Origin of the sequence: Bacillus sp. FDAARGOS_235 (assembly GCF_002073415.2) — a bacterium.
Classification (GTDB): Bacteria; Bacillota; Bacilli; order Bacillales; family Bacillaceae_G; genus Bacillus_A; species Bacillus_A toyonensis.
The window spans coordinates 132,032-156,502 of sequence record NZ_CP020437.2; the positions used below are offsets into that span (position 1 = coordinate 132,032).

Here is a 24,471-nt window from a genome sequence, read left to right on the forward strand (position 1 = left end):
AGTAACGAAATATCGATAAAAATGGGGGATGCTAAATGAAATATATGCATCGTAATGTGCTCGTTATGCTAACAATTTTTTTATTTATGACGGCTTGTTCTAACGGAGAAAGAATAAAAGATATATCTGATGTTAGGTCAGATGATTTTAAGAAATATACTGGAACGTACGTTGGTAATAATTCAGATGTGGTTGCAATTGTTAAAAATTTACCCGGTGGTGGAACAGTTCAAAGTATAAGTTTAGAAAATGAAAGTATAAAAGTGAACTATGGCGTAAAAGAGAGTGGGACTCTTACAGAAGAAATGATTGAGACGTATTGGTTTGATGGGAAGGATACGATGAAGAAGAATTTTCTCTTTAATGCTATATATCTAGTGATTTTAGTACCAAATGCAAAAGCGTATGAGTTTCAAATAGAAAATAAAAACTTTAAGATAACGAGGGAAGAAATGTTATCAATTTTGCATAGGAAATTCGATGATTTTCCAAAAGAAAAAGATATATGGGATAAAAATAAAGTTATAAAGTTTTTTAAGGGCAATGAAGAAAAAATTAAAATGCTTGTGAATGATAAAGATTTTAGGCAATCTTTATTTGCTAAATATCCAGTGAAGCAGTTGGAATAATTGTTGAAACTACGAGTTTTTTTAGGGAATCATTCTTAAATGAATAATTCCTTTTTATGTATAAGAAATTTATGGAAAAAACATTTGTAATGTGATATGGTTAATTACATAAGTAATGAACCTATGAACCTAAGGTGGTGAAATTGTGAAACCTACTCTAGAACAAAATAAGTTAATATACTTACAAATTGCGGAAACTATTGAATCTGATATTTTAAAAGATATATTGCTTGAAGAAGAACAAGTTCCATCGACAAATCAATTTGCAAAGATGTTACAAATAAATCCAGCTACTGCAGCTAAAGGGGTAAATGTATTAGTAGATGAGGGGATTCTATATAAAAAGAGAGGGATCGGGATGTTTGTTGCAAAGGGAGCAAAAGAAGTCGTACTAAAAAAAAGACAAAATACTTTTATGACAGAGTATTTACCTAAAGTGTGGGAAGAAGCAAAAGTACTAGAAATATCAAAAGGCGAATTGATGGATATGATACAAAAAATTACGAAGGAGGGGAAAGCGTAATGTTTGCACTTGAAACGAAAGATTTAACGAAAAAATATAAAAAGAAAATAGCTGTAAATGAAGTAACTATTTCATTGGAAGAGCATAAAATATATGGTTTGCTTGGAAGGAACGGAGCAGGGAAAACGACACTATTAAATTTACTCGCAGGACAAATTATTTCAAGTAGTGGAAATGTATCAATATTAGGTGAAAATGTATTTGAAAATAGTAAAGCGATGCAAAATATTTGTTTTGTTAGAGTGAAAGAAGAAGCTCATTTAAGTTATAAAGTAAGAGAAATTTTTAAGATGTGTAGCATGTTTTATAAAAATTGGGATGGAGAGTACGCTGAAAAACTTGCTGATAAGTTTCAGCTTAATATGACAGAGAAATACCATAAACTATCACATGGTATGCAAACAGTCGTTGGAATAATACAAGGACTAGCAAGTAGAGCACCAATTACTATTTTTGATGAACCAACTACAGGTTTAGACGCAGCGCATCGTGAGTTGTTTTATAGTTTACTATTAGAAGATTATGGTGAGCATCCTCGAACAATTATATTATCAACACATTTAGTAGAAGAAGTAACTCATGTAATTGAAGAGATAATCATCATAAAAGAAGGAAGATTAGTTGTTCAATCATCAGTGGAAGATTTATTACAACAAGGACATATTATTTCGGGGAAAAAAGATAAAGTGGATGAGTTCTCAATTAATAAAAAAGTTTTAAATCGAGAAGTTTATGGGAACAAAGGCATTACTGTTATATGGGAAGAGCTTTCTAATGAAGATTATTATTCTGTTGAAAAAGAGGGATTAGTAGTTGATAGAATTACATTACAAAAACTATTTATTCATATAACTGGTGGTGAAGTGAAATGACGATGATAATGAAGCAGTTAAAGTTACATATAAAATTTCATTATAAAGCAATTTTAATATTTTGGATTACAGCTTTACTTATAAAAGGAATCACAAGTGTAATGGAGTTAAAAGAAATAAGAGAAGGATTTTTACAACATATATTAAATAATCCTTCGATTGTAATTACATTGTTTATAGTAGTAAGTACTTTTATTATACAGGATGATGTGTTTCGTTTAGCAGTTTCATTTGGAGTAACGAGATTACAGTTTTTCATTGGATCAGTTTGCTATATCATATTACAAGCTGCGGTTTTCTCATTCCTTCAAGTGATTATTTTACAAAATACATTGTATAGAACAGTAAATATTAGTTTAGGAGAACACTCAGTTAAACAGTTTATTGTACAACTATTATTGTATGTTACAATTGCAACTTTTTTTCAAGTAGCAGTAGTGATTAAGAAACGTTTTAAGTGGATTGGTCTTATGATAGGCGGAACATTTTTTATATCATTGAATAGTGTACTTTATGCAGAAGTAGGAATACAGGATTTAAATTCTACATCTAATCTATCTTTAATAGATATCCCATACTTTATTGTCATTTCAATTGTTTTAACTATCGTCTATATCGTGACTAGCGGTATATTTATTCGAAAAGTATCATTTGAGCAAACCATTTAAAGTGTAATTAAATATATATTTTGGGAGAGTAGGAAAAACAAATGGGAGACACTTCTTCACTAATAACCGTCTTTGTATGCATTGCACTACTAATATTTTGGCGTCGTTACCGTTCTATGTACAAACCGATAAAAGGAACAGGAAAACGAATTTTGTGGCCATTACTATTTTTAACGCCAGGGATAATATGGTTTTTTGGTCCCGTACATCCAGCTATTTTACAAGTGGTTTTAGCAGCATGCATTGGGATTCTTTTCGCCGTACCACTTATAATTTTAACAAATTACGAACGAAGAGATGATGGGAATATTTATACGAAAAAAAGCACAGCTTTTCTAATTACTTTTATTGCACTTGTTGTTTTAAGATACGGTTCAAGGCAATATATTGTTGATTTGGATCCACAAACGATTGGTTTATTATTTTATGTCGTTGCCGTTTCGTATATTATTCCATGGAGAATTGCTTGTTATATAAAATTTAGGAAAGTTTGGCGGGAAAATAATAATCCTGCTATATGAAAACTTCTCATTTGAGAAGTTTTTTATTTTTAGATGTAAGCAAAACAATTTGTTGAAGTACAGGCTGCCATACAATATGATAAATATAAAAAATTAAGGGGAAGTAGGGGATATAAAAATGCGTACCATTGTACTTTTTCTAAACAACATGTCCATCCATGAAATAGAGGACATTAGACTAGAGCATGATCCTTTATTCGGATTAATCCCACCGCATGTTACAATTGTATTTCCGTTTGAAAGTCCTATTTCAAATGATGAGTTGAAATTACATATTTTGAATGTGTCAAAAAAGATATATAATATAGAAATTGAATTTGCGAATCAAATAACGAGTGAAGGAGCATATTTGTTTTTACGAGTTGAAAAAGGGAAAGAACAAATAGAAGATCTACGTAATATCCTGTATACAGGACCTTTATTACAGTTTTTGAAAGAAGACATTCCGTACATCCCGCATGTAACAGTCGGGAGAAAAGAAAGTGCTAAGCTAGCTGCTGAAGTAGTTAAAAGTATTCCTAGTTTTCATGAGAAATTAAATTGTGTGATTAATAGAATTAGTGTGGAGCGAATTGGAGAGAACGAAGAGTCAATTATTGAATTTGAAGTACCATTGCAAAAAAGCTGACAAAAGTCAGCCTCTTTATTTTGTAGCATGAAGTAAAGCGCCAATCGCACCACTATAACCATCATCTTGTAAAAAGATTGGTGTTTTATTTTGATATTTTGTGTAGCTACTAATAATATTTTGAAGGTGTACATTATTACATAGAGTCGAACCAATATAAATAATATGGTCAATGTTTTTTGCTTCGGCGAATTGAAGGCTTAATGCAGTAACGACTTCACCGACAAGTCCTTGTACAGTAGCGATTATATCTGAGCTATTATAATTTGAGTCTGTAATAGCGGCTTTACCAAAATTGCTTGCAGTTAAACTATTATCAATAGGAGAGAGAATACCACCATAAATATCTCCCACCGTAATATCTAGTTCTTTTCTAGAACCTATGTTTGTAAGAGGGATTACATCTTCAAAATGATCAATATTTGTTAATAATTTTGAAAGTCCCATAATAGTACCTCCGCCAACTCCAGTTCCTCCAGCTCGAATATAATGGTCATTATAAACGTAATGGATAGAAGTACCTGTACCGATATTGGTTAAAATAAAGTTGTTTATAGAATGTTTTTCTTCTTTTAATATGTATCGTACACCTGCAAGAGTAGCTTCAAATTCGTTTAGCTCTACTATTGTATATGCATCCGAAAGTAGTTGTTGTAATAGTTTCGCTTTACCACCTGTAATACATATTTGTTTCATTCTATTATTGCTCTGAAGCCAATCCATAATTTTATCTTGTTCATGTGAATAAAACTTTTCAAAAGCTAATTCCTTTTTTTCATTAATATAAGCAATTTTCGTTAATGTTCCTCCAGCATCGATACCGATAGTTCTTTCCATTTTCCTACTCCTAACTACGTAATATATTTATCTTATAAGCCCAATTGGCGTGGGATAGATATCCCGGGCGGATCAAATAGTGATTAATCTGCTTGATATATTAATAGTTTTTTTATAGTTACAATAGGGTGGCTGTTAACTGTTGCCGTACCTGTACCGAGAACAAACCCTCGACGGTTACGTGTTAGCTCATAATGTAAATCAAGTTTATCACCAGGGTATGCTTTCTCATGGAACTCAACTCCATCTAATGAGGAGAGAAAGCCTAATCCTTCAGAGTCACTTGTATTTACAAATGCACTAAGCTGCGCAAGTGCTTCTACAATTAACATATGAGGCATATGTTTTTGCGTATCATTTATAAACCATTCGTTATTTGTAATGAGTTTGTATCCTGTCACGGATTCACCTTGTTTTATACTTGTTACTTTATCAATCATTAAAAATGGATAACGATGGGGTAGTGTATCTTTAATGTGCATATGAAAGTACCTCCAATAAATAATACCCCTGCTAAAGTTAAGCAGGGGAGTAGTAACTAATTTTTAACTAATTCCTCTATTATTTCAAGAGAAAAAATGCCGCTATTTCTAATGTTTTCAACGACTTGTTGTAATACCGCTTTATCTTGAACAAGAGCAATACGTACAAAGCCTTCTCCGTGAGGTCCGAATGTATGACCTGGTGTTACAACGACATTTGCACGATCCATTAATGCATAAGCGAATTCTAGAGAAGTCCATCCATTCGGTATTTCAGCCCATACGAACATACTGCCAGCTGGCTTATCGACATTCCAGCCAAACGTTCGGAACCCATTGACTAAAGTATCTCTACGTTCTTGATAAATGGTGCGGTTTTTCTCGCAAAACTCCGCACCATTTCTTAGTGCTGTAGATGCTGCTTTTTGAATAGGCAAAAATACACCGTAATCTGTATTAGACTTAAATTGCGTAAGCGCTCCGACAATTTCCTCATTTCCAATCATATAACCAATGCGGCTACCTGCTAAACTATAACTTTTTGATAAAGAGTTTATTTCTACGCCAACTTCTTTTGCACCAGGTAGAGAGAGGAAGCTAATTGGTTTGTTGCCATCGAAATAAAATTCAGCATAAGCAAAATCATGGACAACAATAATATTATGTTTTTTCGCGAATGCGATTACTTCTTTAAAGAAATCTTCATGTGCCATTGCTGGAACTGGATTCCCTGGGAAGTTCAAAATCATCATCTTTGCTTTATCGGCGATCTCTTCAGGGATAACTTGTAAGTTAGGTAAGAAATCATTCTCTTTCTTTAATGGCATGTAGTACGATGTTGCACCAGCCATTTGAATACCTGTTTCATAAGCTGTATATCCTGGATCAGGAACTAATATAATATCTCCTGGATTTGCATAAACCATCGGTAAATGAACGAGTCCATCCTGTGAACCCATTAATAATAAAATCTCTTTTTCAGCATTTAATATAACGTTATGAGTGTTATTGTAATATTCAGTTACAGCTTCGTGAAATTCTTGAATACCTGTTAATGTGTATCCATAGCTTTCTTTTTCACTTGCTGTATGTACCATTGCTTCTCTTACGAAATCAGCAGGAGGCATATCAGGATTTCCGATACTTAAATCAATCATTTTATGACCTGCTGCAATTTTCTCTTTTTTATAGGCCCCTAATTCACTAAATATAGAAGATTGGAATGCTTTCATTCTAGTTGCTAACGTGTAAGTCATCAAAACCCCTCCTAAAAACAGTGCTTTCTTTCTACGTATTTAATTATTCTGAAAACACATGTTTACATTTTATCACTTTTTTATGAAAATTAAAACGATTGACAAATTTAGAGGAAGGGTTAGTCTATTTTGAAAGAGGAAGCTGTATATAGGCTAGAATGGTTAATTGAAATGTCTATTATATCTTTCTACGCGGATTAGGATGACGGGACAAATTGTTGATATAAGTAAGGAACTTAAACTTCTCATAATAAGCACCTCACAGTGAAATTATTTAGATTATTAAGCAATTATACATTCAAATTAAAAGATTAAAAAGAGGGAAATGTTTTTGAGAAAGCTTTCTAAAGTGAAATAACGCAGAAAATATTTCCTGCGTCTCATCTGAAATGTAATCATTTCTTTTTATATGTACATAATTTTTCAGCTGTCAAAAAATATACATTTAATAATGTATCATCGACAACCTTTAAAGTTTGATCTGATGTAAATGAGTTGCCATAATCAATGTGATATACATTAGAATTTTTGACAAATGAACCTTTATATAAATCCTCTTTTTTATTTGTAGTTTGCATTTCTACTAAATTTTGAACAATTTCCTCTTTATTTTCTTTTTTGACAACTGTTTCAAATTTATAATATACAGGACATTCACCGTTTTTATTGTCAACGACTTCCCAAGAACCGTATATATCATTCTTGTTGCAGCCACTAAGTAAAACGATCAGTATAGGAAATATAAGTAGATATTTTTTCATTTTGTGCTCCTTTCTTATTATGGCTAATAAACGTGCGAATACGATAGAAATATTGTAATAAATAAAGTTTAAATTTTTTTAAAGAATTACTTAATTTCACATAAAAATTGGGAAAAGCATAGCAAAAATAAAAGACATGAATTTACCGTAATACTAGTTTTTCATGCCTATCAGTATAATTTTTGCTATGCCTTTTTGAGGATAAATGAGGAGGAAAGTAGGATGACTATTCCATTTAAAATATATACACTTGCAATAATAAAGGCTAACGTACCTACGCTAAATCCACTTTTATCGAATATAGAAGCGAATGCTGTAGTAGTCAAAAAGACAATGGGAGTTAACAATAAGAAAACGAAACCTGCCACAATTCGCCTTTTAAAGCTATGTTGAGAAAGGGAAATGGTTAAAAAGTTTAGGATGCTAAATATAACTATTACAAAAATAAAGATAATAAATAACTGCATGCCATCATACATTTTCGCAACTCCTTTATTTATTATTTATATACTATATTCGAAAGCGAAAGGGGGACTCCTTTAAATCGTTTCACTTAACATATTAAATGGTTTTTTATAAAACAAAAAGGCATGGCCCAGTATAAAACTGAATCCATGCCCAATAATGTTTACGTTATAAATTCGCAGATTGCGAAGGTTGTTTTTCATAATGTTTCTGTTTAGAAAGGGAAATAGAAATAATCAACAACGAAACGACTCCGAAGATGAGAACCATATATTGCAACCCAATCGTATCTAAGAAGAAGCCAGTTCCAAGTAAGACAATTTGGAACATAACTCTCTCAAACATATTACGGAATGAGAAGAGGCGGCCGTGATAGCTTTTTTCTACTTTCGTTTGGAAAATTGTCGACATAATAGGGAAGAAACAGCCGACACTAAAGCCAAACAAACCAAATGATGTAAGAGCCATCCATTTTATATCGCTAAAGAACAATGAAAGGTGTGCAAAAGCGGTACAAACTGCGAAGAAATATAGTAATTTTTCAGGTTTAAAATAATCAGATAAACGTTTAATAACGAAGGCACCTAACATAAATGCAACACCTTCAATTGTATATATGAATCCTTTAATCGTTGGATCATGTTGCATTTCACTAATGTTAATAACCATTAAATTAAAACCAGCAATAAATAATAGTGGGATGATACTTAATATAAGTGCTGTGAAAGCAATAGGAATTCCTTTTAAAATACGAAATACTTCCATAAAACTATTATCTTTTGCAGCCTGTTTGCTTGGCACTGTTGATTTTTTATCTTCAAATTGTAGAAAGAAAGTTGAAAGGAACAATAGAGCATATGCAGCCATTGAGAAGGCATACATATATTGTAAACTCATTACAACTAAAAGAATTCCACCTAGTGAAGTACCTGCAATACGAGCAATTGTACCAACATTCATATGTACACCGTTCATTTGTAATAACTCATGTTCACGTACGATGAGTGGAATTACAGATTGTAATGCAGGGAAATAAAATGCGGCTGAAATTTGAAGTGCAACCATAAAGGCGATCATAAAGGCTATACTTTCAAATTGAATAGCGAAAAACATAAAAATAACACTTAAAACCCGACCAAACCCAGCATAAAGAAGAACTTTTTTCTTATCATACTGATCGATGACCCGACCAGCCATTGGACCAACGATAACACCTGCTAATAGTCCGATAAATAATATAACTGATTTCATAAAATCAGAAGGGACATATTTTTGCATAAATTCTAAGTTGCCAAGAATACCAAGCCATAAACCTAGACCAGCAATAAACTCCCCAATTAAAACGATCCAAACATTTTTATTACGCCACATAATGTAAAACCTCTCCGTCTTTTAAAGTGAAAAACTCGTATATAAAACCTCCTTATTTATGTAGTATTTTTTTACGAACTTTTTTAGAGTCAGAGTCTATATTACGTGTTTCATTAGTGGATTTCAATCTTTTTGATTTGGCGAAAATTGGATTTATGAGTTGATGAAATAAGCATTAAAAATAAAATGAACTTTAAATTAATTACATATAAAAAATAAAAAAAGCAAGAGCGTAATAGTACGTCTCACTTTTCTAAAATACACTATTGTAAATAGAGTTGCTTAATAACTATTATGACCTTGTCCAATTGCTAATGCACTAAAGGTGAGGGGGCCAATAACATCTGCACTTGCAGCACTTGTTAAATTTTCCACAGTTAAAGTGTATTCGTGAATCCCACAGCTTATATTTTTATTAATTGTTTGAAATGTTTCAACGTAATATTGTTCAGAATCTGTAGATCTAATACTTACTTGTGTGTTGAAAATTTCAATGTTGTTACGGAAAACCCTAAACAATATTTGTGATATATCAGTTATACCTTTAACTCCAACTGTAGCAATTAATTCTCCTCGATTATCACGTGAATCTTTTATTGGAATTTTTAATTCAATATTTGCTAGAATTGCTTTGTTTGGGGAATCGGGAATTGTAAAAGTAGTTGTGTCAGTTTTATTTATTGGCTGAATAGCTTGGTAATCAATGATATGAGTTATGGTTGTCACCTCCTCATATATTAAAATATGAAGGTAATGACGGATTAGATTGGACGTATATTAGAAGATAGTAATAGAATAGGGTTGAATATAGGGGAATAATATAAAAGCATCAAGAAGAGAACCACGAGTATGTGGTTTATTTCTTGATGCCCTTCCTACATTAAGCAGAATATTCTTCTTTACGAACTTCGAAAAATTCATTACGTAGTAAGTAATTATAAATTTTTTCTGAAACCTCTTCTTCTTCAGACACTAAGTAACGATGATCAAACGCATAGAATGATTTTCCTTTAATTAATTTTACGTAATAGATTTTGCACGCCTCCTCTATCGAATGTATTACTTGCTTTATATTATGGTGGCCTATATACCTGTTAATCATACTTTGGGTTTCAAAAGGTAGAAGTAAAAATGTTAACATGTTGAAATAGCTTACAAATCTGTAATGTTTTTGTCACCTTTTCCGATAGTTAAAAATAACCAATCTCTTCTATACTACAAATAAGTTACATAAAATAAGGAGGGAAAAAGATGGATGAAGTAATTGGAGAAGTTGTAGCAGGTATTTGTGAATTTGTGGTAGAAGTAACGGCAGATGCTATAGGAAATTTAGTTTCTGGAAATGATGAGGAAAAGGAAACATTGTAATAGGTTGTAAAAGTATAAAGGTAACTAAAATATAAAGGCTGATTCCTAAAGGGAAGTCAGCTTTTTTATTTTTTACATTTTATTAATTTTATTTAAATATTCATTTGTTATGATATTAGTGAAGCTAATTAAGGGGGTGAAAAAATGAATATGCCGAATTTTGGGACTGATGTATCTGATTTTCGTTTGATTGTGGCGAATGTAGATGAAAGGGAATATCATTTTATTGTTCGGGAACATCCGATTTTAGGGAAAATTATATCGCTATTTGAAAATGGAAAAGAATATGGCTTAATAGACAAACAAATCGCTATTAAAGATACATTTATTAAATCGGAGCTTACTAAGTTAGATGGTTTTAATATCGATATACTTCATCATACACCTGGATGGATATGGATTGGCATGAATCAATTTGGTTTACATGCTCGAGAGGCTACTTATAATGAAGTAGAAGTTATTATGAAGTTGAAAGAGGATTTATATTACATAGATATATATGAGGAAATAAAAATGTAATAGATATTTAGTTGGGTTAGGGGATTAGTTCCCATAACCTTTTTTGTTTTAAAGTAATATTCATATCATTTTGACGATGGTCTGTCTGTATTACAAGAGGTGAGCTGAAAAGAGGATTTGAAAATACATAAAGAGAACTTTAATTATTATATGAATCATATATATTAATAACAATAGAAGGAAGATGATAAAATGAGTAAGGAAGAGCTTATGAAACAACAGTTTGGTAATAATGCAGAAAAGTATGTAAAAAGTAAAATTCATGCTAAAGGACTGGATTTACAATATGTAGTTCAACAAGTTGAACCTCGTCATAATAATCGTCTTCTTGATATTGCTACTGGTGGTGGACATGTTGCAAATTTATTAGCACCATTGTTTAAAGAAGTAGTTGCATTAGATTTAACTGAAAAAATGTTAGAGAATGCGAAAAAATTCATTTTAGGTAATGGGCATGACAATGTATCTTTTATCGTTGGACATGCTGAAAAATTGCCATTTGCTGATAAAGCATTTGATACAATTACATGCAGGATTGCAGCACATCATTTTACAAATCCGACGCGATTTATTTATGAAGTAAATCGAACGTTAGAAGATGATGGATTATTTATTTTAATAGATAATGTTTCGCCAGAAAATAATGAATATGATACATTTTATAATTTTATAGAAAAAAAGCGTGATCCGAGTCATGAAAGAGCTTTGAAAAAGACAGAATGGATTACTTTATTAGAAAAAAATGGTTTGCAAATGCAGTCATGCTTCACTTTCGATAAAAAGTTTGATTTCGACTGGTGGTGTGACATGCTGGAAGTACCTATGCAAAAGCGTGAAAAATTAACAGAGTGTATGATGAAAACACCAAACGAAATGAAGGAATACTTTCATATTCTATTTGAAAATAATAAAGTAAAGTCGTTCTATACTGAAATGGCTATGTTTATTTGTAAAAAAAGTACAACATTAAAAAGATAAATTTCTTGAAGTCTTTTCAAAGTGCGTTATACTTAGTACTGAGAAAATGAGAATTGAGGAATTGCAATAATGATTCGCGTACGTATTGAAGGAACTGAAGAAGAAATGCTTGAATTTATGGAGAAAATGCCGGACATTCCTGGATTTGAAAAAACGCATATGAGAGAACCGAGAAAAGGAAACAATCCAAAATACGATTCAAGTAAGAATGTATTAGCATATTTGTCTTATAAAAAGATTGAAGTCGCCAATAAATAGGCGGCTTTTTTAGTTTGCATCGTTTCACCGCCTTGTCTTTTTCACATAATAATAATAGTAGATTATGCTGAAGAGAGGTGAGGATTGTTAATAAGAAAATTATCTTTTTTGGAGACTTTGGTATTGACGATGCAGTTGCGTTAATTTATGCAAATAAAACTTGTAAATTAGATATTATAGGAATTGTCGCAGAGTATGGGAATGTATCGCGAGAAATCGTTACAGAGAATGTATATTTTTTAGAAAAATACTATGCTACAGAAGTGAAAATCATCGAAGGTGCAGCTAGACCAATGACAGCTGAAGAGCCTTTATTCTTCCCGGAAATTCATGGGGATCACGGTTTAGGGCCAATTATTCCACCTGAAATGAGAATTTGTAAACGGGAAAATTTTTGTGAATTAATTAAATTAATTGAGCCTTGTCCAGAAGATATAGTTATTGTGGCGACAGGAAGATTAACAACACTTGCAACGTTATTTTTATTATATCCAAATGTAATGAATCGTATTTGTTCTTATTATATTATGGGAGGCGCTTTCTTATTTCCAGGTAATGTTACACCCGTGTCTGAAGCGAATTTTTATGGCGATCCAATTGCGGCGAATATTGTTATGAAGTATGCGCAGAACGCTACTATATATCCGTTAAATGTAACACAGGCTGCGCTTATTACTCCTGAAATGCTTGATATTATTAATAAAGAAGGAACGGGGCAGGCGAAACTCATTAAACCAATGATCGATTTTTATTATGAGAACTTTTATAAAAAGGAATACCCGGGTATTACTGGGAGTCCTATTCATGATTTACTGCCGTTTATTTCGTTTATAAATGATGATATTTTTGAATATAAAAAATCAGCAGTTTGGATTAGTACGACGAATGATGTAACGAGAGGACAAAGTGTTGCGGATTTTAGAAAAATAGCTGAGCCAATCACGTTTGATAATAGGCCTGTACAAAAAATTGCGGTTGGTTTTAATTATCCAGTTTTTAAAGAAGAATTTATGAGGACGATATTAAAGCCTGATTGTCCCTAATATGTAAAATGTGAAGTTGTAAAATCATTTGTCCAGTGAGCTTCGTTCTCAAATAATCTAATAGTTGAGCTGTATGAATAACTTATGAAAAATGAAACATAACTAATGGTAAGCAATTGTTTCTGATTATAGTTTGATTGGTGAATTATAAAGGAGGTTATCATATGATTTGGTCTTTAATTGTCGGTGGTATATTAGGTTGGTTTGCAAGCTTAATTACTGGAAGGGATGTACCTGGCGGTGTAATTGGTAATATTATTGCTGGTATTGTCGGTTCTTGGCTTGGTACAGCGTTACTTGGTAAATTTGGACCTATTATAGGTGGATATGCGATTGTTCCAGCCTTAATAGGTGCGATTATTTTGATTTTCATCGTAAGCTTTATATTCCGGGCGATGCGAAAATGAATACAGGGGGCTGTTTACATTTGTAAGCAGTCCCTTTGAATTATATGGCCTAATCTGTTATGCTACTGTTATACAATCAGGAGGTGTCAGCATTGAAATCATATACAGTAAATTTCCATCAAGAAGATAATGCAAAAGCGACAACAGTACATAAATTAAGTGAAGAGGACTTCAATAAAGCAACAGAAAAAGGTACTCGTCATCTATTTGATTTAGATACAAACGTTGGTTTCTTCGTATTCTTTGACGCAGAAGATGCAGAAGGAAATGATCAATACTTAATGTTACAATATGAAGGAGATCACGAAGAGCCAAGTGCTTGCTACGGATTTGATTTGCAATTATACTATCAATTTTTAGCATTATACTTAAATGATCTTGAATTCCAAGGTGAAACAAATGAAGAAGAGGAAGAATATGGTCCAATTCATCATTTAGCGCACTTACTTTATCATATTGTAGAAGATGGTAAGTCAATCGAAGTGTAATATACATATTTGAAGCTGTCCAATATTGGACAGCTTTTTAATTATATAATAAAGGTACATGTATGTTGTATGCTAAAAAGTTGAGGGGAAATGGAATTTTCCGAAGGGTTGTTTATTTCTTCCATGTTTCAATCGGAATACATCTGTTATAATAAGCATAATTAAATTCATGGGGGCTAATTCAATGCTTGTAGATGTAAAACATTTTATTAAAGCGGCAAGTTTAACATGTATAACGGCACTGAGTGGAGATAATACATTTGCTCATAATTTTGAAACTGTAAAAAGTACGATTTCTACATACGTAAAGAAAGTAAGGCTTACCTCTTAGTTTTGCTTTTAAAGCTTATCTACATATGTTATTTTGGAAAGAATCTGTATTATTTCAGGTTCTTTTTAATTTATACTAAAGTATAGATAAGTTCATCTGCTATTTGAAAATCTTTTTATATAAATGTATTATTATAAAGGTCATAAATTTTAGAAAAGAGGTGAATTTCGTGAAAAGTTTTGGCATGCTAGCAAGCTCTGCTTTGTTTTCTCTGTTTCTGTTATTATTTAATGTTCAATCGTTTTATAATAAATACACAGAAGAAAATACATATTATTGGATAAATGGTGTATTAGCAGTGATATTCCTTATATCGTTTATCATACATATAAAAGATATTATAAAGAAAAATTATACAACTTCATTAAAACAAGAGTAGAGAGAATCATATGTTTACTAATAAGAAATGATGTAATTAAATTTCAAACCTTAAAAATATGAGACCAGCAGGGAAATGTTACGTAGTTTCTGTTGGTTTTTTGCGTTTTTGTGACGTACTTTATTCAAGGTGATAGAAGAAGGATAAAGCATGTAAGAAGAGAAGGTGTATAGTAAGGAAAAACAACACATCTCAACCTGTTTGAAATCAATGTGAGATAAAAATCATGTTATAGAGTGTTTACGAATGGGAGGTAGTAAAATATGAAAGCGCATTTGAGAATATTGTTCACTTTAACATGTGTATTAACATTGATGGCTTGTACGAATAATGAGGAAAAGAAACAGACGAACCCAACATCTGAAAAAAATACGGAACAAAAGAATGAAGGAACTGCACCTCAAAAAGAGAACGAGTCAGCGAATAACCCCAAAAATCAAGATTCAACAAAACCTTCAACAGGGCCAGATTCAAAAAGTCCAACTCTTAACCAAAAATCAATTAACTATGTTAAAGAATTATTTGAACTAGCGAAAGATGGGAAAGTACCTAATGTTCCATTTGCTGCTCATACAGGAGATATCGAAGAAATAGAAAAAGCATGGGGGAAAGCAGATAAAACAGAACAAGCAGGGAGCGGAATGTACGCAACCTTTACAAATAAAAATGTTGTCTTCGGTTTTAATAAAGGATCACAAGTTTTTGATGTACGTTCATATCAAACAGAACTAAAGTCAATTACATTAAAAGAAATTGAAAAGGCGTTAGGAAAACCAACTTCAGTTAAAGTAAATGGTGAAGATCAAATATATGTATATAAAGTAAACAATCAGTTCGAGTTAAAATTCATCATTCCAAAATTGATCGGTAAGGTATATCATATTTCGGTATTTTCGCCAGAGGATAGTATTAATAAAATGGCAGGATAAAAAATCAAATAATCTCCAGAACACCTCAATTATTTTAAAAGTGAGGTGTATTCAATTGTAAACAAGGTATGTTTCCGACCTTATGATACATACTTTCATATGGCGAAATAATTCAATTATATTTTTGAAAAAAATACAAAGTAAGTAAAAAAACGCTATCTACCTATAGATTTATAGGGAAGGATAACGTTTTTTATAATTCATCCAATAAGAGATATCGATCTATTAAAAAAGTAGCATCCTATAAAACTTGAGGGGTATGTTGCGAATTATCTTTTTGGACATTTCCCTTTATTTTTTTACGTTCTAAATTTTGAACAAAAAGTGCCTGAACAATACCTCCAACTATTAAGAAACATGCACAAATATAAAATAGCATATTACCGTTTAGTTTACTTAATAATACTGCACCAATAACAGGACCGCACGTTCGAGATATATCCCAGTGTATGCCATAAATCGAAAAATACAATCCACGTTTATCTGTAGGAGCGATCTCTGAAACGAATCGCAATAAATGGTTTAAAGCAATACTTTCTCCAATGACTAAAAAGAGTAATGTGAAAAATAGTGACGAGATTGTTGCTGAAAGCCCGTAGCCAATTGCGGCTATCGTATAGCAGGCGTAAGAAATAAGGATGATTTTCGTCATGGAAAATCGTTCAGACCATTTTACGAGGAAAATTTGTAGAATGATTTCCAAAATGGCTTTACAAGTTGAAATAAATGCGAGTATGAATACGAAATTCGGAAATACATGTTCTGCGAAAATACGATAATTTGTTTCCGTTTGTGCATAGAAAAAGCTAATAGGAAGTGTAGAAGCCATAAGTCCAAATACAGCGTAATGTTTGCGTACAAATTGTTTTGGAGATGATGCTACTTCAAGTTTTTGTTTTGGCGTTGTAATTGCTGGAGCAGTTTCTGGGAGCTGCGTCCAAACAACTATTGCATATATCATAAGTGTAATACTTTGCATCATAAATAAATATTCAGGGTGAGTAGTATAAAAGATAGCACCAATTAAAGGACCGATTACGGATCCAATTGCTCCCATCGTTTGCAGGAGAGCAAAAATTTCTGCTTGCTGCTTTTGTTTTGTTAAATCGGCAATTTGCGCACGTTGAGCTGGAATGTATAAAGAACGACCAATACCATTAATGACGTATAACAGTGCAAATATAAAAATGGATTGAGCAAAAATAAAACTACCGATTGCAACACCTTGCAGCAATAGGCCGAGTAACATAATTTTTTTTCTCCCATATTTATCAGTAACGCCTCCAGCAATAAGTGTAAAGACAATGTCTGAAAGTGGTTGTAGTCCGAAAATAAGCATAGTCATCATTATATTGCCGTTTAACATCTTATTAACGTATATAATCATAATGAGGGTTAACATTGATTCCGTTGTTCGGGTTAATAATTCACCACACAGTCTAATGATAATAGGTTTATTGTAACGTAGTAAGAGATGGTTCAATTTGATTTCCTCCTTTCTATATTGAAATGATAAGATGAAAGGAGAAATGGAAAAAGGGTAGAAATAAAAGGGAGTATTTTTCACCTTTTAGGGGGATTATGATGTTTATTTTAGATCAATACATTGAATTATGGTTTGCCTATGGGAAAGGGAAACGAGAAGGAGAACAATTAGAGATAACAGTGCAAAATATATCTGAAACTTTATTTTGTACAGAGCGTAATAGTAAATTAATTATAAAAAAATTAGAAGAGTTACATTGGATCGCTTGGTTTCCAGGTCGCGGGAGAGGAAATCGTTCTAAATTAATATTTAAAAAGAATCCGGCACCATTGATTTTAGATAGAGGAAAAGAAATAACGAAAAAAGGGAATGTGAAAAGCGGGATCTCATTTGTGGAACGCTATAGCGCACATTTTCCATCAGTAAAGGGAGAATACCAGTCTTGGGTTGATTCTATGTTTGGTCATAAAATTGAAATGACTTCTGAAGGGAGAAAAGATGTACTCCGTTTACAAGTACAAATGAATCTGGACATCGCTTTAGATCCAGTTTACGCTACAATGCGCTCGGAATGTCATATGGTTAAACATATTTTTGATACACTCGTATATATCAATGAAGAAAGAACTGCTATTGAACCGAGACTTGCTTTTCACTGGGAATATAATGATGAAGAAAAAATATGGACATTTTATTTACGAAAAGGAGTTCACTTTCATAATGGAAAACGCCTTACTGCACATGATGTTATATATTCATTGAATCGATTTATGACAGCTGTAGACAACCCGCACGCATGGATGTTACAGCATGTGGAAAGTTTTCATGCAGTAGGTGAATATGTTTTAGAAATTAAATTACATACGGAAAATATGATGTTTTTACATATGCTAAGTTTAGAACAGTGTTCTATCGTAAGTGAAGATGAAGCAGGAAAATTAATGGGGACAGGACCTTTTCAGTTATACAAAAGTAATGAAGATCTGTTTATACTGGAAGCGCATCATTTATATTTTCGTGAGAGACCTTTTCTAGATCGCGTTGAGTTGTGGAATGTAGAACAAAGTGTAGATACATATGATGTTTTAGTAAAGGCACAGTATAAAGATAAAGAGAAACATAATAAAGAACTGTCTCGACTTGAGTCGAACGTGACTTATGTAACATGCAATCTTACGAAAGAAGGACCAATGCAAGATAAGTTATTTCGGAAAGCGTTATATAAAATCATTCATGGCGATATAATCGTTCAAGAACTCGGTGGAGAACGTGGAGAAGTGGCAAAGGAACTAATATCAGCAAAGGCCAGCATAGTAGAGATAGAGGAAGATATAGAAAGTTTAATGAAAAGAAGTATTTATCATAATGAAGTGCTACAACTGTATACATTTAAAGGACGAGATCACGTTGAAGATGCACAATGGATACAAAAAGAGTGCGCGAAGTATGGAATTTGTGTAGAGATTAATTTTCTTGAAATAGAAGAACTATTGCAAATAAGTACGATACAAAAAGCTGATATCATGCATGATAGCGCAACAATTAGTGAACGAATAGAAGATAGTTTGCTATATATGTTTCTGACAAAAAACAGTTTTATTCATGGGCATAGCAGCATGAACTTTCACGAAATCTTGTCCCCTTATTTTAAACAAGAACAAGTAGAGAAAAGAGTTACACTGTTACGCGATCTTGAGGACACATTGTTACGTCAAATTCATATTATTCCTTTATATCGTAACAAACAAGAGGTAAGTACTCATGAAAAAGTACAAAATATAATGATTAATTCGCAAGGTTGGATTGATTTTTATGAAATATGGTTTAAGTCTTGATATATATAGGTTCTTACGCATTTTTCAGAAGATGTGTCAGAGCCTTTTTTCTATGTGAAAGAAGTTTGTTTTACACATTGTTACGCTACTTGTAGTATAATTCCATTTACAGCGTAACAGTGTTATGTTACATTGTTATTAGGAAGGAGTGTTACACAGTTGAGTACAAATTTAATTTCAAAAAAAGAATTATTAGAGCTTACAGGTATTTCATACGGACAGTTATATAGGTGGAAGAGAAAAAATTTAATTCCGGAAGATTGGTTTGTACGAAAGTCAACATTTACTGGTCAAGAGACATTTTTTCCGAAAGAAAAGATTTTAGAGCGTATTGATAAAATCCAAACGATGAAAGAAGATTTATCACTAGATGAATTAGCAAATATGTTTTCACCGAGTGTGACAGAAATCCTTTTAACGAAAGAAGATCTCATCCGTAAAGGGATTACATCAGAACCTGTTTTACAATTTTTTATTGAGCAAACGAACAAAACGGCAGACTTTCGATTTGTAGATATTCTTTATGTGTATATGTTAGAAGAGTTACTACAATCAGGAGAAGTTAGTTTAGAAGAAGGTAAAATGGTTCTGCAAGTTTTACGAGAAAATTATGAAGCAATCAAACATAAAAATTGTGATTTAGTTATGATTCGAAAAATAGGGATTTCTACATGTTTCTTAGTATCGAATATTGAGGATTTAATTTTTGAAAAGGGAACGAAGATTATTTTACGAGAAGCGATTATGAAGTATACCGAAGCATTAAAAACTAAACTGTTGTAGTGGAGGAGAAATAATGCGTACAGAAAATTTAATTATAAATGGTTACGGTTCATCCAATGGCGGTGAATTTCATAAAGTACAACTAAATGGAAAAGGCACTGTGAACGGAAATGTTGAATGTGATGAATTTCAATGTAATGGTTATGGTGCAGTAACTGGTGATTTGAACAGTAGCAACGCAAGAATTAGTGGATCAGGTAAAGTCGATGGTACAGTTAATACAGAAACGATGCGAATTGATGGGAAAGCAACAATTACACAAGATGTAAAGGCGAATAGTTTAAAAATTGCAGGAAAAGGTACGATAGGTGGAAACGTTAAGGGTGAAGAATTTAAAATCAACGGTCAAGCGACGATTGATGGGAATTGTGAAGTTGATATTTTTTCTTCAGAAGGACAATTTACAATCGGTGGTTTATTAAGCGCAGATGAGATTAATATAAATATTCACGGTACATGTAGAGCGAAAGAAATTGGTGGCCAAACGATTAAAGTAAGACATAGATTGAGTACATTTAGTAGACTATTTAAATCAGTATTTGGCTTGCAGTTAGAAGCTGAATTGTTAGAAGGTGACAATATCGATATTGATTATGCTCACATAAAAACAGTAAGAGGAAACAATGTAACAGTAGGACCGAACTGTGAGATTGAACTGATTGAATATAGCGGTGTTATTACTGTTGATAAAAGCGCAAATGTAAAAGAAATTAAGCAAGTTTAACGGAGGGGGGTAATCAGTATGGAACATCAACATAGTCTCACAGTAAATGGTTCTGGTAATTCAGCGGGCGGAGATTATAACAAAGTGAAGATTCGCGGTGAAGGGACAATTGCGAATGATATGAGTTGTAATGAGTTTAAAACATATGGCACAAGTGATGTGCGTGGCAATATGAAAGTTAAAAACTATGTCGTGTATGGAGATAGTGAAGTACAAGGAAATGTAGATGCAGCATATGTAAAAGTATATGGTAATACACAAATGCATGGTGATGCTCATATTGAAAAAACAAAAATTAGAGGTATGATTGATGTTACAGGGAAGTTTTCAGGTGATTTCGTAGATGTGAAAGGTGCTTTAAATGTGAAGGGAGATATTGAAGTAGAAGAATTATCACTAACTGGTGGTCTTGAAAGTGATGGTTTGCTTAATGCTGAACATATTGAAATCTCACTTCGTTATGAAGGAAGTAAAGTAAGAGAAATCGGTGGCAAAAAGATTACAGTGCGTAAGAAATCAAGATTTATTCCTTTTACTAGTCATGCTGGAAACCTCCAAACTTCAATTGTTGAAGGGGATGATATTTATTTAGAACATACAATTGCTGAAGTAGTAAGAGGAAACAACGTTACCATTGGTCCTGGCTGTGAAATTAGTGTTGTGGAATATCATACTAGTTTTAACCAAAAAGGTAATGCAGTCGTAAAAGAACATAAACAAATATAAGTAATGCGAGGGAGAGCAAGAGATATGGTTGAGAAGAATAATAAGCTTGGCTTTATTGTGGCGGGCTTATTGCTAGGTATTTTAATGGCATCAATGGATAATACCATTGTCGTAACAGCGATGGGAACGATCGTTGGTGACTTAGGAGGTCTTGAAAACTTTGTATGGGTCGTTTCTGCCTATATGGTCGCAGAAATGGCAGGTATGCCGATTTTCGGTAAACTATCAGATATGTATGGAAGAAAGAGATTCTTTATTTTCGGTTTAATCGTCTTTATGATTGGTTCGGCACTTTGTGGGACTGCTGAAAATATTACACAATTAGGCATTTATCGTGCCATTCAAGGTATTGGCGGCGGGGCATTAGTGCCGATCGCGTTTACTATCGTGTTTGATATTTTTCCACCTGAAAAGCGTGGGAAAATGGGTGGATTATTCGGAGCAGTATTTGGATTATCAAGTATTTTCGGGCCATTACTTGGCGCATATATTACAGATTATATTAGTTGGCACTGGGTATTTTATATTAACTTACCGCTTGGCATTTTAGCACTTATTTTTATTACATTCTTTTATAAAGAATCACGAGTTCATAAAAAACAAAAAATTGATTGGTTCGGCGCAATTACTTTAGTTGGTGCAGTAGTTTCTTTAATGTTTGCACTTGAACTTGGCGGACAAAAATATGATTGGGATTCTAGCTTTATTTTAAGTTTATTTGCTGGATTCGCTATTTTAATAATCGCATTTATTTATATCGAACGAAAAGTAGAAGAGCCAATCATTTCATTTGAGATGTTTAAACAACGTCTGTTTGGAATGAGTACAATTATTGCATTATGTTACGGAGCTGCATTTATGTCAGCAACTGTGTACATTCCGTTATTTATTCAAGGTGTATATGGTGGGACTGCAACAAACTCAGGATTGTTACTTTTACCGATGATGTTAGGGTCAGTCGTAACAGCACAGTTAGGCGGATTTTTAACGACAAAGCTTAGCTACCGAAACATTATGATTATTTCTGCTGTTATTATGCTAATCGGATTATTCTTATTAAGCACGTTAACGCCAGAAACAAGTCGGGCATTATTAACGGTTTACATGATTATTATCGGATTCGGAGTTGGTTTCTCATTCTCTGTACTAAGCATGGCTTCAATTCACAACTTCGGTATGGAACAGCGCGGATCTGCGACCTCAACGAGTAACTTTATTCGTTCATTAGGTATGACACTTGGTATTACCATCTTCGGAATGATCCAAAGAACAGGTTTCCAAGATCAATTAGAAGAAGCATTTAAAGGTATGAGCGGGGGAATGAATTCAAATGCTGTAGGAGATTCAAGAGCCATTTTATCAGAATCGGCTAGATCTCAAATTCCGCCACAAATATTAGATAAAATTATTGACGCTCTTTCTAGTTCAATTGTTCAAACATTCATGTGGGCATTGGTACCAGCTGTTTTAGCATTCGTATTCATTTTCTTTATGGGAAATGAACGCATGGTATTTCAGAAAGAACAAAAGAATATAAAGAGTGAAGCATCAAAATCTTAATGAAAAAGCTCCTTTCAAATTTGAAAGGAGCTTTTGTCGTATGTACGGTGTTAGATTAGCCTTCGATGATTTCGTATTCTTCGTCTGCTAATAATAAAATTTGTGTTTTTTTACCTTTGTTTTGAACTTCGATTACATCATATGTACCTAAGTCTCTTAGTTTGCTTTGAGAAGCATTAACCATAACTTCCATAGAATCAATTAAGATATCTTCTTCAATGTATGATTCAGGCAATGCCATATCTTCAGTTTCTAATACACATGCGTATAGATTTTGTAAGTTTTCAGCAGTTGGGTTTTGTTCCTCAACATCAATGATGTTTTTTACTGCGTCCATATTTTCTTCTTTTGCTTGATATACTTTAATTTTAGCCATTGTTTTAATCTCCTTTATAACGTAATCGTAGAGGCTACACCTTATTATAACGTTTTTTTCATGAAAGATGAAATTGTTATATGTATTTATAGTAAAAAATATGTGTTATTACTTATTATTGGTGTAAATCCCTTATTAACCTAATGAGTAGCTAACTATCTCCTTACGTTAATATTATATTGTCCAACCTTTTCTTATCTTCCGCTCATATTATATGTATTAGATAAAAACATATAGGGAAAGGATTGAATGTAAGTGGATTGCGAGCCGAAACGAAATTGTGGGTGTTGCCAAAATAGTATATGTGAATTTTTACAAAGTCTAGAACCTTTTACTCAAGTTGAAAGTATCGTAATAGCTGGAAACGAAATCGATGTATCTTATTTTCTTTCATTTAACAAGAGGAAGGGCATTGTATCATTTGTACAAGAAGACAATGAGGTAATATTTGTAGACTGTTCAAAAATTGATGCGATTCGAATAGGAAAAGTGTGTAGTTGTAAAACGAAAGTTAAATTTATTGAAGAGGACTTTAGCTTGCTAGGAAATGTTTGCCCGCAATGTTTAACGGAGGGTAGTACAATCTTTTTTGATTTTAACAATCCTGAATTAAATGTGTCTTTCCAAGCAACCACAATTAATCCACCTAGATGTACTGAATTTACAGATGAACTCGGGAATGTAGTAAAGCAAATTACTATAGTAGGTGAGGCAATTGTTTCTAAAGATTTCGTTCAAGTGCCTGAACTGGTAGGTTTTCGACTGCTTTTATCACATCCAGCTGGAGATCCTTTAAACTACGGGTTGTTATTTATTAATTTTCCTGATACGATTTTTATTTTTATATTGGCATCAAGCGGATACCTTTCCATTTCGAACTGCTTAAAAATAGAGAGTGGAACTGGTAATGCTGAAATAGAAGAGCTAAAAAAAATGATAAACGATGATGATAACACGTACAAATCAGTTGTTAAATTGACTAAAGTATATAAAAATGGTGAGACGGAATCCTTTATTTCTAAGAAGGAGTTATAACGTATCTATTGATTAACCCTCTTAAAATACAGGAGGGTTTTTACATATAATAGGAGCGTTATAGCGGCGGGAAAATCACTTTTGTCGTATGTACGGTGTTAGAAGTAAATAGAGTGGTTAGTTGTACTATGATTTGTTATGGATAATCTCCTATAATGCGGTCTTTTGCAGCAAAATATGAAAGAAGCTATTACAGAAAAGCTAGGGGAATAGTATGTAATTGATTTAAATAA

31 protein-coding genes are annotated in these 24,471 nt (G+C 32.6%); 21 read left to right on the top strand and 10 right to left on the bottom strand.

The features are described from left to right. Positions 1 to 35: 35 nt before the first annotated feature. The 6 genes from A6J74_RS02205 to A6J74_RS02230 all read left to right on the top strand — a co-directional run bounded on the left by A6J74_RS02205 (position 36) and on the right by A6J74_RS02230 (position 3,841). Complete coding sequence (locus A6J74_RS02205; protein ID WP_000876550.1) at positions 36 to 629, top strand: DUF4825 domain-containing protein; 594 nt, start codon at positions 36 to 38, stop codon at positions 627 to 629. Between the two features lie 145 nt (positions 630 to 774). Further along, positions 775 to 1,152 (top strand): GntR family transcriptional regulator, encoded by a 378-nt coding sequence (locus A6J74_RS02210; RefSeq protein ID WP_000805198.1) that lies wholly within the window; start codon positions 775 to 777, stop codon positions 1,150 to 1,152. Next, positions 1,152 to 2,024: an ATP-binding cassette domain-containing protein gene (locus tag A6J74_RS02215; RefSeq protein ID WP_000457684.1), complete on the top strand. Its 873-nt coding sequence runs from the start codon at positions 1,152 to 1,154 to the stop codon at positions 2,022 to 2,024. Before A6J74_RS02210 ends, A6J74_RS02215 begins: the two co-directional genes overlap by 1 nt. After that, the gene (locus tag A6J74_RS02220) at positions 2,021 to 2,692 is read left to right on the top strand and encodes a DUF4052 family protein (protein ID WP_000177830.1); all 672 of its coding nucleotides are present in this window, start codon (positions 2,021 to 2,023) and stop codon (positions 2,690 to 2,692) included. The genes A6J74_RS02215 and A6J74_RS02220 overlap by 4 nt, the downstream gene beginning before the upstream one ends. A gap of 41 nt (positions 2,693 to 2,733) precedes the next feature. Next, positions 2,734 to 3,213: a CcdC family protein gene (locus A6J74_RS02225; RefSeq protein WP_000502991.1), complete on the top strand. Its 480-nt coding sequence runs from the start codon at positions 2,734 to 2,736 to the stop codon at positions 3,211 to 3,213. A gap of 118 nt (positions 3,214 to 3,331) precedes the next feature. Next, complete coding sequence (locus A6J74_RS02230) at positions 3,332 to 3,841, top strand: 2'-5' RNA ligase family protein (protein WP_001259264.1); 510 nt, start codon at positions 3,332 to 3,334, stop codon at positions 3,839 to 3,841. Between the two features lie 15 nt (positions 3,842 to 3,856). Here A6J74_RS02230 and coaW read toward each other — a convergent pair whose 3' ends face one another. The 8 genes from coaW to A6J74_RS02270 all read right to left on the bottom strand — a co-directional run bounded on the left by coaW (position 3,857) and on the right by A6J74_RS02270 (position 10,046). After that, complete coding sequence (coaW, locus tag A6J74_RS02235) at positions 3,857 to 4,678, bottom strand: type II pantothenate kinase (protein WP_000442513.1); 822 nt, start codon at positions 4,676 to 4,678, stop codon at positions 3,857 to 3,859. Between the two features lie 83 nt (positions 4,679 to 4,761). After that, complete coding sequence (locus A6J74_RS02240; protein ID WP_000547668.1) at positions 4,762 to 5,160, bottom strand: 3-hydroxyacyl-ACP dehydratase FabZ family protein; 399 nt, start codon at positions 5,158 to 5,160, stop codon at positions 4,762 to 4,764. Positions 5,161 to 5,216: 56 nt separating this feature from the next. Further along, positions 5,217 to 6,416, bottom strand: coding sequence for an LL-diaminopimelate aminotransferase (locus A6J74_RS02245; RefSeq protein WP_000222656.1), 1,200 nt, complete (start codon positions 6,414 to 6,416; stop codon positions 5,217 to 5,219). Positions 6,417 to 6,811: 395 nt separating this feature from the next. Continuing rightward, positions 6,812 to 7,177, bottom strand: coding sequence for a hypothetical protein (locus tag A6J74_RS02250; protein WP_000760383.1), 366 nt, complete (start codon positions 7,175 to 7,177; stop codon positions 6,812 to 6,814). 185 nt (positions 7,178 to 7,362) lie between these two features. Beyond that, positions 7,363 to 7,656, bottom strand: a complete 294-nt coding sequence (locus tag A6J74_RS02255) for a hypothetical protein (protein WP_002093668.1) — start codon at positions 7,654 to 7,656, stop codon at positions 7,363 to 7,365. A 154-nt stretch (positions 7,657 to 7,810) separates the two neighbouring features. After that, entirely contained in the window at positions 7,811 to 9,013 is a 1,203-nt protein-coding gene (locus A6J74_RS02260; RefSeq protein ID WP_000269231.1) for an MFS transporter, read from the bottom strand. 282 nt (positions 9,014 to 9,295) lie between these two features. Next, positions 9,296 to 9,730, bottom strand: a complete 435-nt coding sequence (locus A6J74_RS02265) for a hypothetical protein (protein WP_033659265.1) — start codon at positions 9,728 to 9,730, stop codon at positions 9,296 to 9,298. A gap of 163 nt (positions 9,731 to 9,893) precedes the next feature. Further along, positions 9,894 to 10,046, bottom strand: a complete 153-nt coding sequence (locus A6J74_RS02270) for a YqbF domain-containing protein (protein WP_073990761.1) — start codon at positions 10,044 to 10,046, stop codon at positions 9,894 to 9,896. A 485-nt stretch (positions 10,047 to 10,531) separates the two neighbouring features. Between A6J74_RS02270 and A6J74_RS02280 the strand changes: the two genes are divergently transcribed. From A6J74_RS02280 to A6J74_RS02320, 9 genes are all read left to right on the top strand, one after another. Continuing rightward, entirely contained in the window at positions 10,532 to 10,900 is a 369-nt protein-coding gene (locus tag A6J74_RS02280) for a hypothetical protein (RefSeq protein ID WP_033657361.1), read from the top strand. Between the two features lie 192 nt (positions 10,901 to 11,092). Then, on the top strand, positions 11,093 to 11,878 hold the full coding sequence (locus A6J74_RS02285) for a class I SAM-dependent methyltransferase (RefSeq protein WP_000031294.1): 786 nt from the start codon (positions 11,093 to 11,095) through the stop codon (positions 11,876 to 11,878). A gap of 69 nt (positions 11,879 to 11,947) precedes the next feature. Then, positions 11,948 to 12,136 carry a DUF3970 family protein gene (locus A6J74_RS02290; protein WP_000621879.1) on the top strand — a complete coding sequence of 63 codons (189 nt, stop codon included), beginning with the start codon at positions 11,948 to 11,950 and terminating at the stop codon, positions 12,134 to 12,136. Between the two features lie 77 nt (positions 12,137 to 12,213). Next, the gene (locus tag A6J74_RS02295; protein ID WP_001223668.1) at positions 12,214 to 13,179 is read left to right on the top strand and encodes a nucleoside hydrolase; all 966 of its coding nucleotides are present in this window, start codon (positions 12,214 to 12,216) and stop codon (positions 13,177 to 13,179) included. Between the two features lie 164 nt (positions 13,180 to 13,343). Continuing rightward, positions 13,344 to 13,586 carry a GlsB/YeaQ/YmgE family stress response membrane protein gene (locus A6J74_RS02300; protein ID WP_000638302.1) on the top strand — a complete coding sequence of 81 codons (243 nt, stop codon included), beginning with the start codon at positions 13,344 to 13,346 and terminating at the stop codon, positions 13,584 to 13,586. A gap of 92 nt (positions 13,587 to 13,678) precedes the next feature. Then, positions 13,679 to 14,074: a hypothetical protein gene (locus A6J74_RS02305; protein ID WP_000844594.1), complete on the top strand. Its 396-nt coding sequence runs from the start codon at positions 13,679 to 13,681 to the stop codon at positions 14,072 to 14,074. Positions 14,075 to 14,258: 184 nt separating this feature from the next. Then, a complete protein-coding gene (locus tag A6J74_RS02310) occupies positions 14,259 to 14,405 on the top strand; it encodes a hypothetical protein (RefSeq protein WP_000959555.1) in 147 nt (48 codons plus the stop codon). Positions 14,406 to 14,574: 169 nt separating this feature from the next. Next, positions 14,575 to 14,784 carry a hypothetical protein gene (locus tag A6J74_RS02315; RefSeq protein ID WP_000834516.1) on the top strand — a complete coding sequence of 70 codons (210 nt, stop codon included), beginning with the start codon at positions 14,575 to 14,577 and terminating at the stop codon, positions 14,782 to 14,784. A gap of 263 nt (positions 14,785 to 15,047) precedes the next feature. Further along, on the top strand, positions 15,048 to 15,713 hold the full coding sequence (locus tag A6J74_RS02320; RefSeq protein ID WP_000643632.1) for a YjgB family protein: 666 nt from the start codon (positions 15,048 to 15,050) through the stop codon (positions 15,711 to 15,713). A 241-nt stretch (positions 15,714 to 15,954) separates the two neighbouring features. Here the strand turns inward: A6J74_RS02320 and A6J74_RS02325 are convergent, their stop codons facing one another. Then, positions 15,955 to 17,196 (bottom strand): MDR family MFS transporter, encoded by a 1,242-nt coding sequence (locus A6J74_RS02325; protein ID WP_001016147.1) that lies wholly within the window; start codon positions 17,194 to 17,196, stop codon positions 15,955 to 15,957. Positions 17,197 to 17,297: 101 nt separating this feature from the next. On the opposite strand from A6J74_RS02325, the gene A6J74_RS02330 reads away from it, so the two are divergent. From A6J74_RS02330 to A6J74_RS02350, 5 genes are all read left to right on the top strand, one after another. Further along, on the top strand, positions 17,298 to 19,034 hold the full coding sequence (locus A6J74_RS02330; RefSeq protein ID WP_000470187.1) for an ABC transporter substrate-binding protein: 1,737 nt from the start codon (positions 17,298 to 17,300) through the stop codon (positions 19,032 to 19,034). 159 nt (positions 19,035 to 19,193) lie between these two features. Next, complete coding sequence (locus A6J74_RS02335; RefSeq protein WP_000106212.1) at positions 19,194 to 19,817, top strand: YhbD family protein; 624 nt, start codon at positions 19,194 to 19,196, stop codon at positions 19,815 to 19,817. A gap of 13 nt (positions 19,818 to 19,830) precedes the next feature. After that, positions 19,831 to 20,541, top strand: coding sequence for a polymer-forming cytoskeletal protein (locus A6J74_RS02340; protein WP_001258574.1), 711 nt, complete (start codon positions 19,831 to 19,833; stop codon positions 20,539 to 20,541). A gap of 18 nt (positions 20,542 to 20,559) precedes the next feature. Next, entirely contained in the window at positions 20,560 to 21,267 is a 708-nt protein-coding gene (locus A6J74_RS02345; protein WP_000401015.1) for a hypothetical protein, read from the top strand. Between the two features lie 24 nt (positions 21,268 to 21,291). Then, positions 21,292 to 22,827, top strand: a complete 1,536-nt coding sequence (locus A6J74_RS02350) for an MDR family MFS transporter (RefSeq protein ID WP_000229598.1) — start codon at positions 21,292 to 21,294, stop codon at positions 22,825 to 22,827. A gap of 55 nt (positions 22,828 to 22,882) precedes the next feature. On the opposite strand, the gene A6J74_RS02355 is transcribed toward A6J74_RS02350, so the two are convergent. Then, positions 22,883 to 23,203 carry a hypothetical protein gene (locus tag A6J74_RS02355; RefSeq protein ID WP_001062729.1) on the bottom strand — a complete coding sequence of 107 codons (321 nt, stop codon included), beginning with the start codon at positions 23,201 to 23,203 and terminating at the stop codon, positions 22,883 to 22,885. A gap of 255 nt (positions 23,204 to 23,458) precedes the next feature. On the opposite strand from A6J74_RS02355, the gene A6J74_RS02360 reads away from it, so the two are divergent. Next, positions 23,459 to 24,238, top strand: coding sequence for a BC_2878 family exosporium-associated protein (locus tag A6J74_RS02360; protein ID WP_000340387.1), 780 nt, complete (start codon positions 23,459 to 23,461; stop codon positions 24,236 to 24,238). Positions 24,239 to 24,471 lie beyond the last annotated feature (233 nt).

What these genes read in the sequence shown, in the direction of transcription:
- A6J74_RS02205 (WP_000876550.1), top strand. Translation starts at nt 36, where the DNA reads ATGAAATATATGCATCGTAATGTGCTCGTTATGCTAACAATTTTTTTA.
- A6J74_RS02330 (WP_000470187.1), top strand. Translation starts at nt 17,298, where the DNA reads ATGTTTATTTTAGATCAATACATTGAATTATGGTTTGCCTATGGGAAA.
- A6J74_RS02350 (WP_000229598.1), top strand. Translation starts at nt 21,292, where the DNA reads ATGGTTGAGAAGAATAATAAGCTTGGCTTTATTGTGGCGGGCTTATTG.
- A6J74_RS02220 (WP_000177830.1), top strand. Translation starts at nt 2,021, where the DNA reads ATGACGATGATAATGAAGCAGTTAAAGTTACATATAAAATTTCATTAT.
- A6J74_RS02340 (WP_001258574.1), top strand. Translation starts at nt 19,831, where the DNA reads ATGCGTACAGAAAATTTAATTATAAATGGTTACGGTTCATCCAATGGC.
- A6J74_RS02250 (WP_000760383.1), bottom strand. Translation starts at nt 7,177, where the DNA reads ATGAAAAAATATCTACTTATATTTCCTATACTGATCGTTTTACTTAGT.
- A6J74_RS02255 (WP_002093668.1), bottom strand. Translation starts at nt 7,656, where the DNA reads ATGTATGATGGCATGCAGTTATTTATTATCTTTATTTTTGTAATAGTT.
- A6J74_RS02285 (WP_000031294.1), top strand. Translation starts at nt 11,093, where the DNA reads ATGAGTAAGGAAGAGCTTATGAAACAACAGTTTGGTAATAATGCAGAA.
- A6J74_RS02310 (WP_000959555.1), top strand. Translation starts at nt 14,259, where the DNA reads ATGCTTGTAGATGTAAAACATTTTATTAAAGCGGCAAGTTTAACATGT.
- A6J74_RS02225 (WP_000502991.1), top strand. Translation starts at nt 2,734, where the DNA reads ATGGGAGACACTTCTTCACTAATAACCGTCTTTGTATGCATTGCACTA.
- A6J74_RS02260 (WP_000269231.1), bottom strand. Translation starts at nt 9,013, where the DNA reads ATGTGGCGTAATAAAAATGTTTGGATCGTTTTAATTGGGGAGTTTATT.
- A6J74_RS02320 (WP_000643632.1), top strand. Translation starts at nt 15,048, where the DNA reads ATGAAAGCGCATTTGAGAATATTGTTCACTTTAACATGTGTATTAACA.
- A6J74_RS02245 (WP_000222656.1), bottom strand. Translation starts at nt 6,416, where the DNA reads ATGACTTACACGTTAGCAACTAGAATGAAAGCATTCCAATCTTCTATA.
- A6J74_RS02345 (WP_000401015.1), top strand. Translation starts at nt 20,560, where the DNA reads ATGGAACATCAACATAGTCTCACAGTAAATGGTTCTGGTAATTCAGCG.
- A6J74_RS02215 (WP_000457684.1), top strand. Translation starts at nt 1,152, where the DNA reads ATGTTTGCACTTGAAACGAAAGATTTAACGAAAAAATATAAAAAGAAA.
- A6J74_RS02280 (WP_033657361.1), top strand. Translation starts at nt 10,532, where the DNA reads ATGCCGAATTTTGGGACTGATGTATCTGATTTTCGTTTGATTGTGGCG.
- A6J74_RS02230 (WP_001259264.1), top strand. Translation starts at nt 3,332, where the DNA reads ATGCGTACCATTGTACTTTTTCTAAACAACATGTCCATCCATGAAATA.
- A6J74_RS02290 (WP_000621879.1), top strand. Translation starts at nt 11,948, where the DNA reads ATGATTCGCGTACGTATTGAAGGAACTGAAGAAGAAATGCTTGAATTT.
- coaW (WP_000442513.1), bottom strand. Translation starts at nt 4,678, where the DNA reads ATGGAAAGAACTATCGGTATCGATGCTGGAGGAACATTAACGAAAATT.
- A6J74_RS02355 (WP_001062729.1), bottom strand. Translation starts at nt 23,203, where the DNA reads ATGGCTAAAATTAAAGTATATCAAGCAAAAGAAGAAAATATGGACGCA.
- A6J74_RS02240 (WP_000547668.1), bottom strand. Translation starts at nt 5,160, where the DNA reads ATGCACATTAAAGATACACTACCCCATCGTTATCCATTTTTAATGATT.
- A6J74_RS02300 (WP_000638302.1), top strand. Translation starts at nt 13,344, where the DNA reads ATGATTTGGTCTTTAATTGTCGGTGGTATATTAGGTTGGTTTGCAAGC.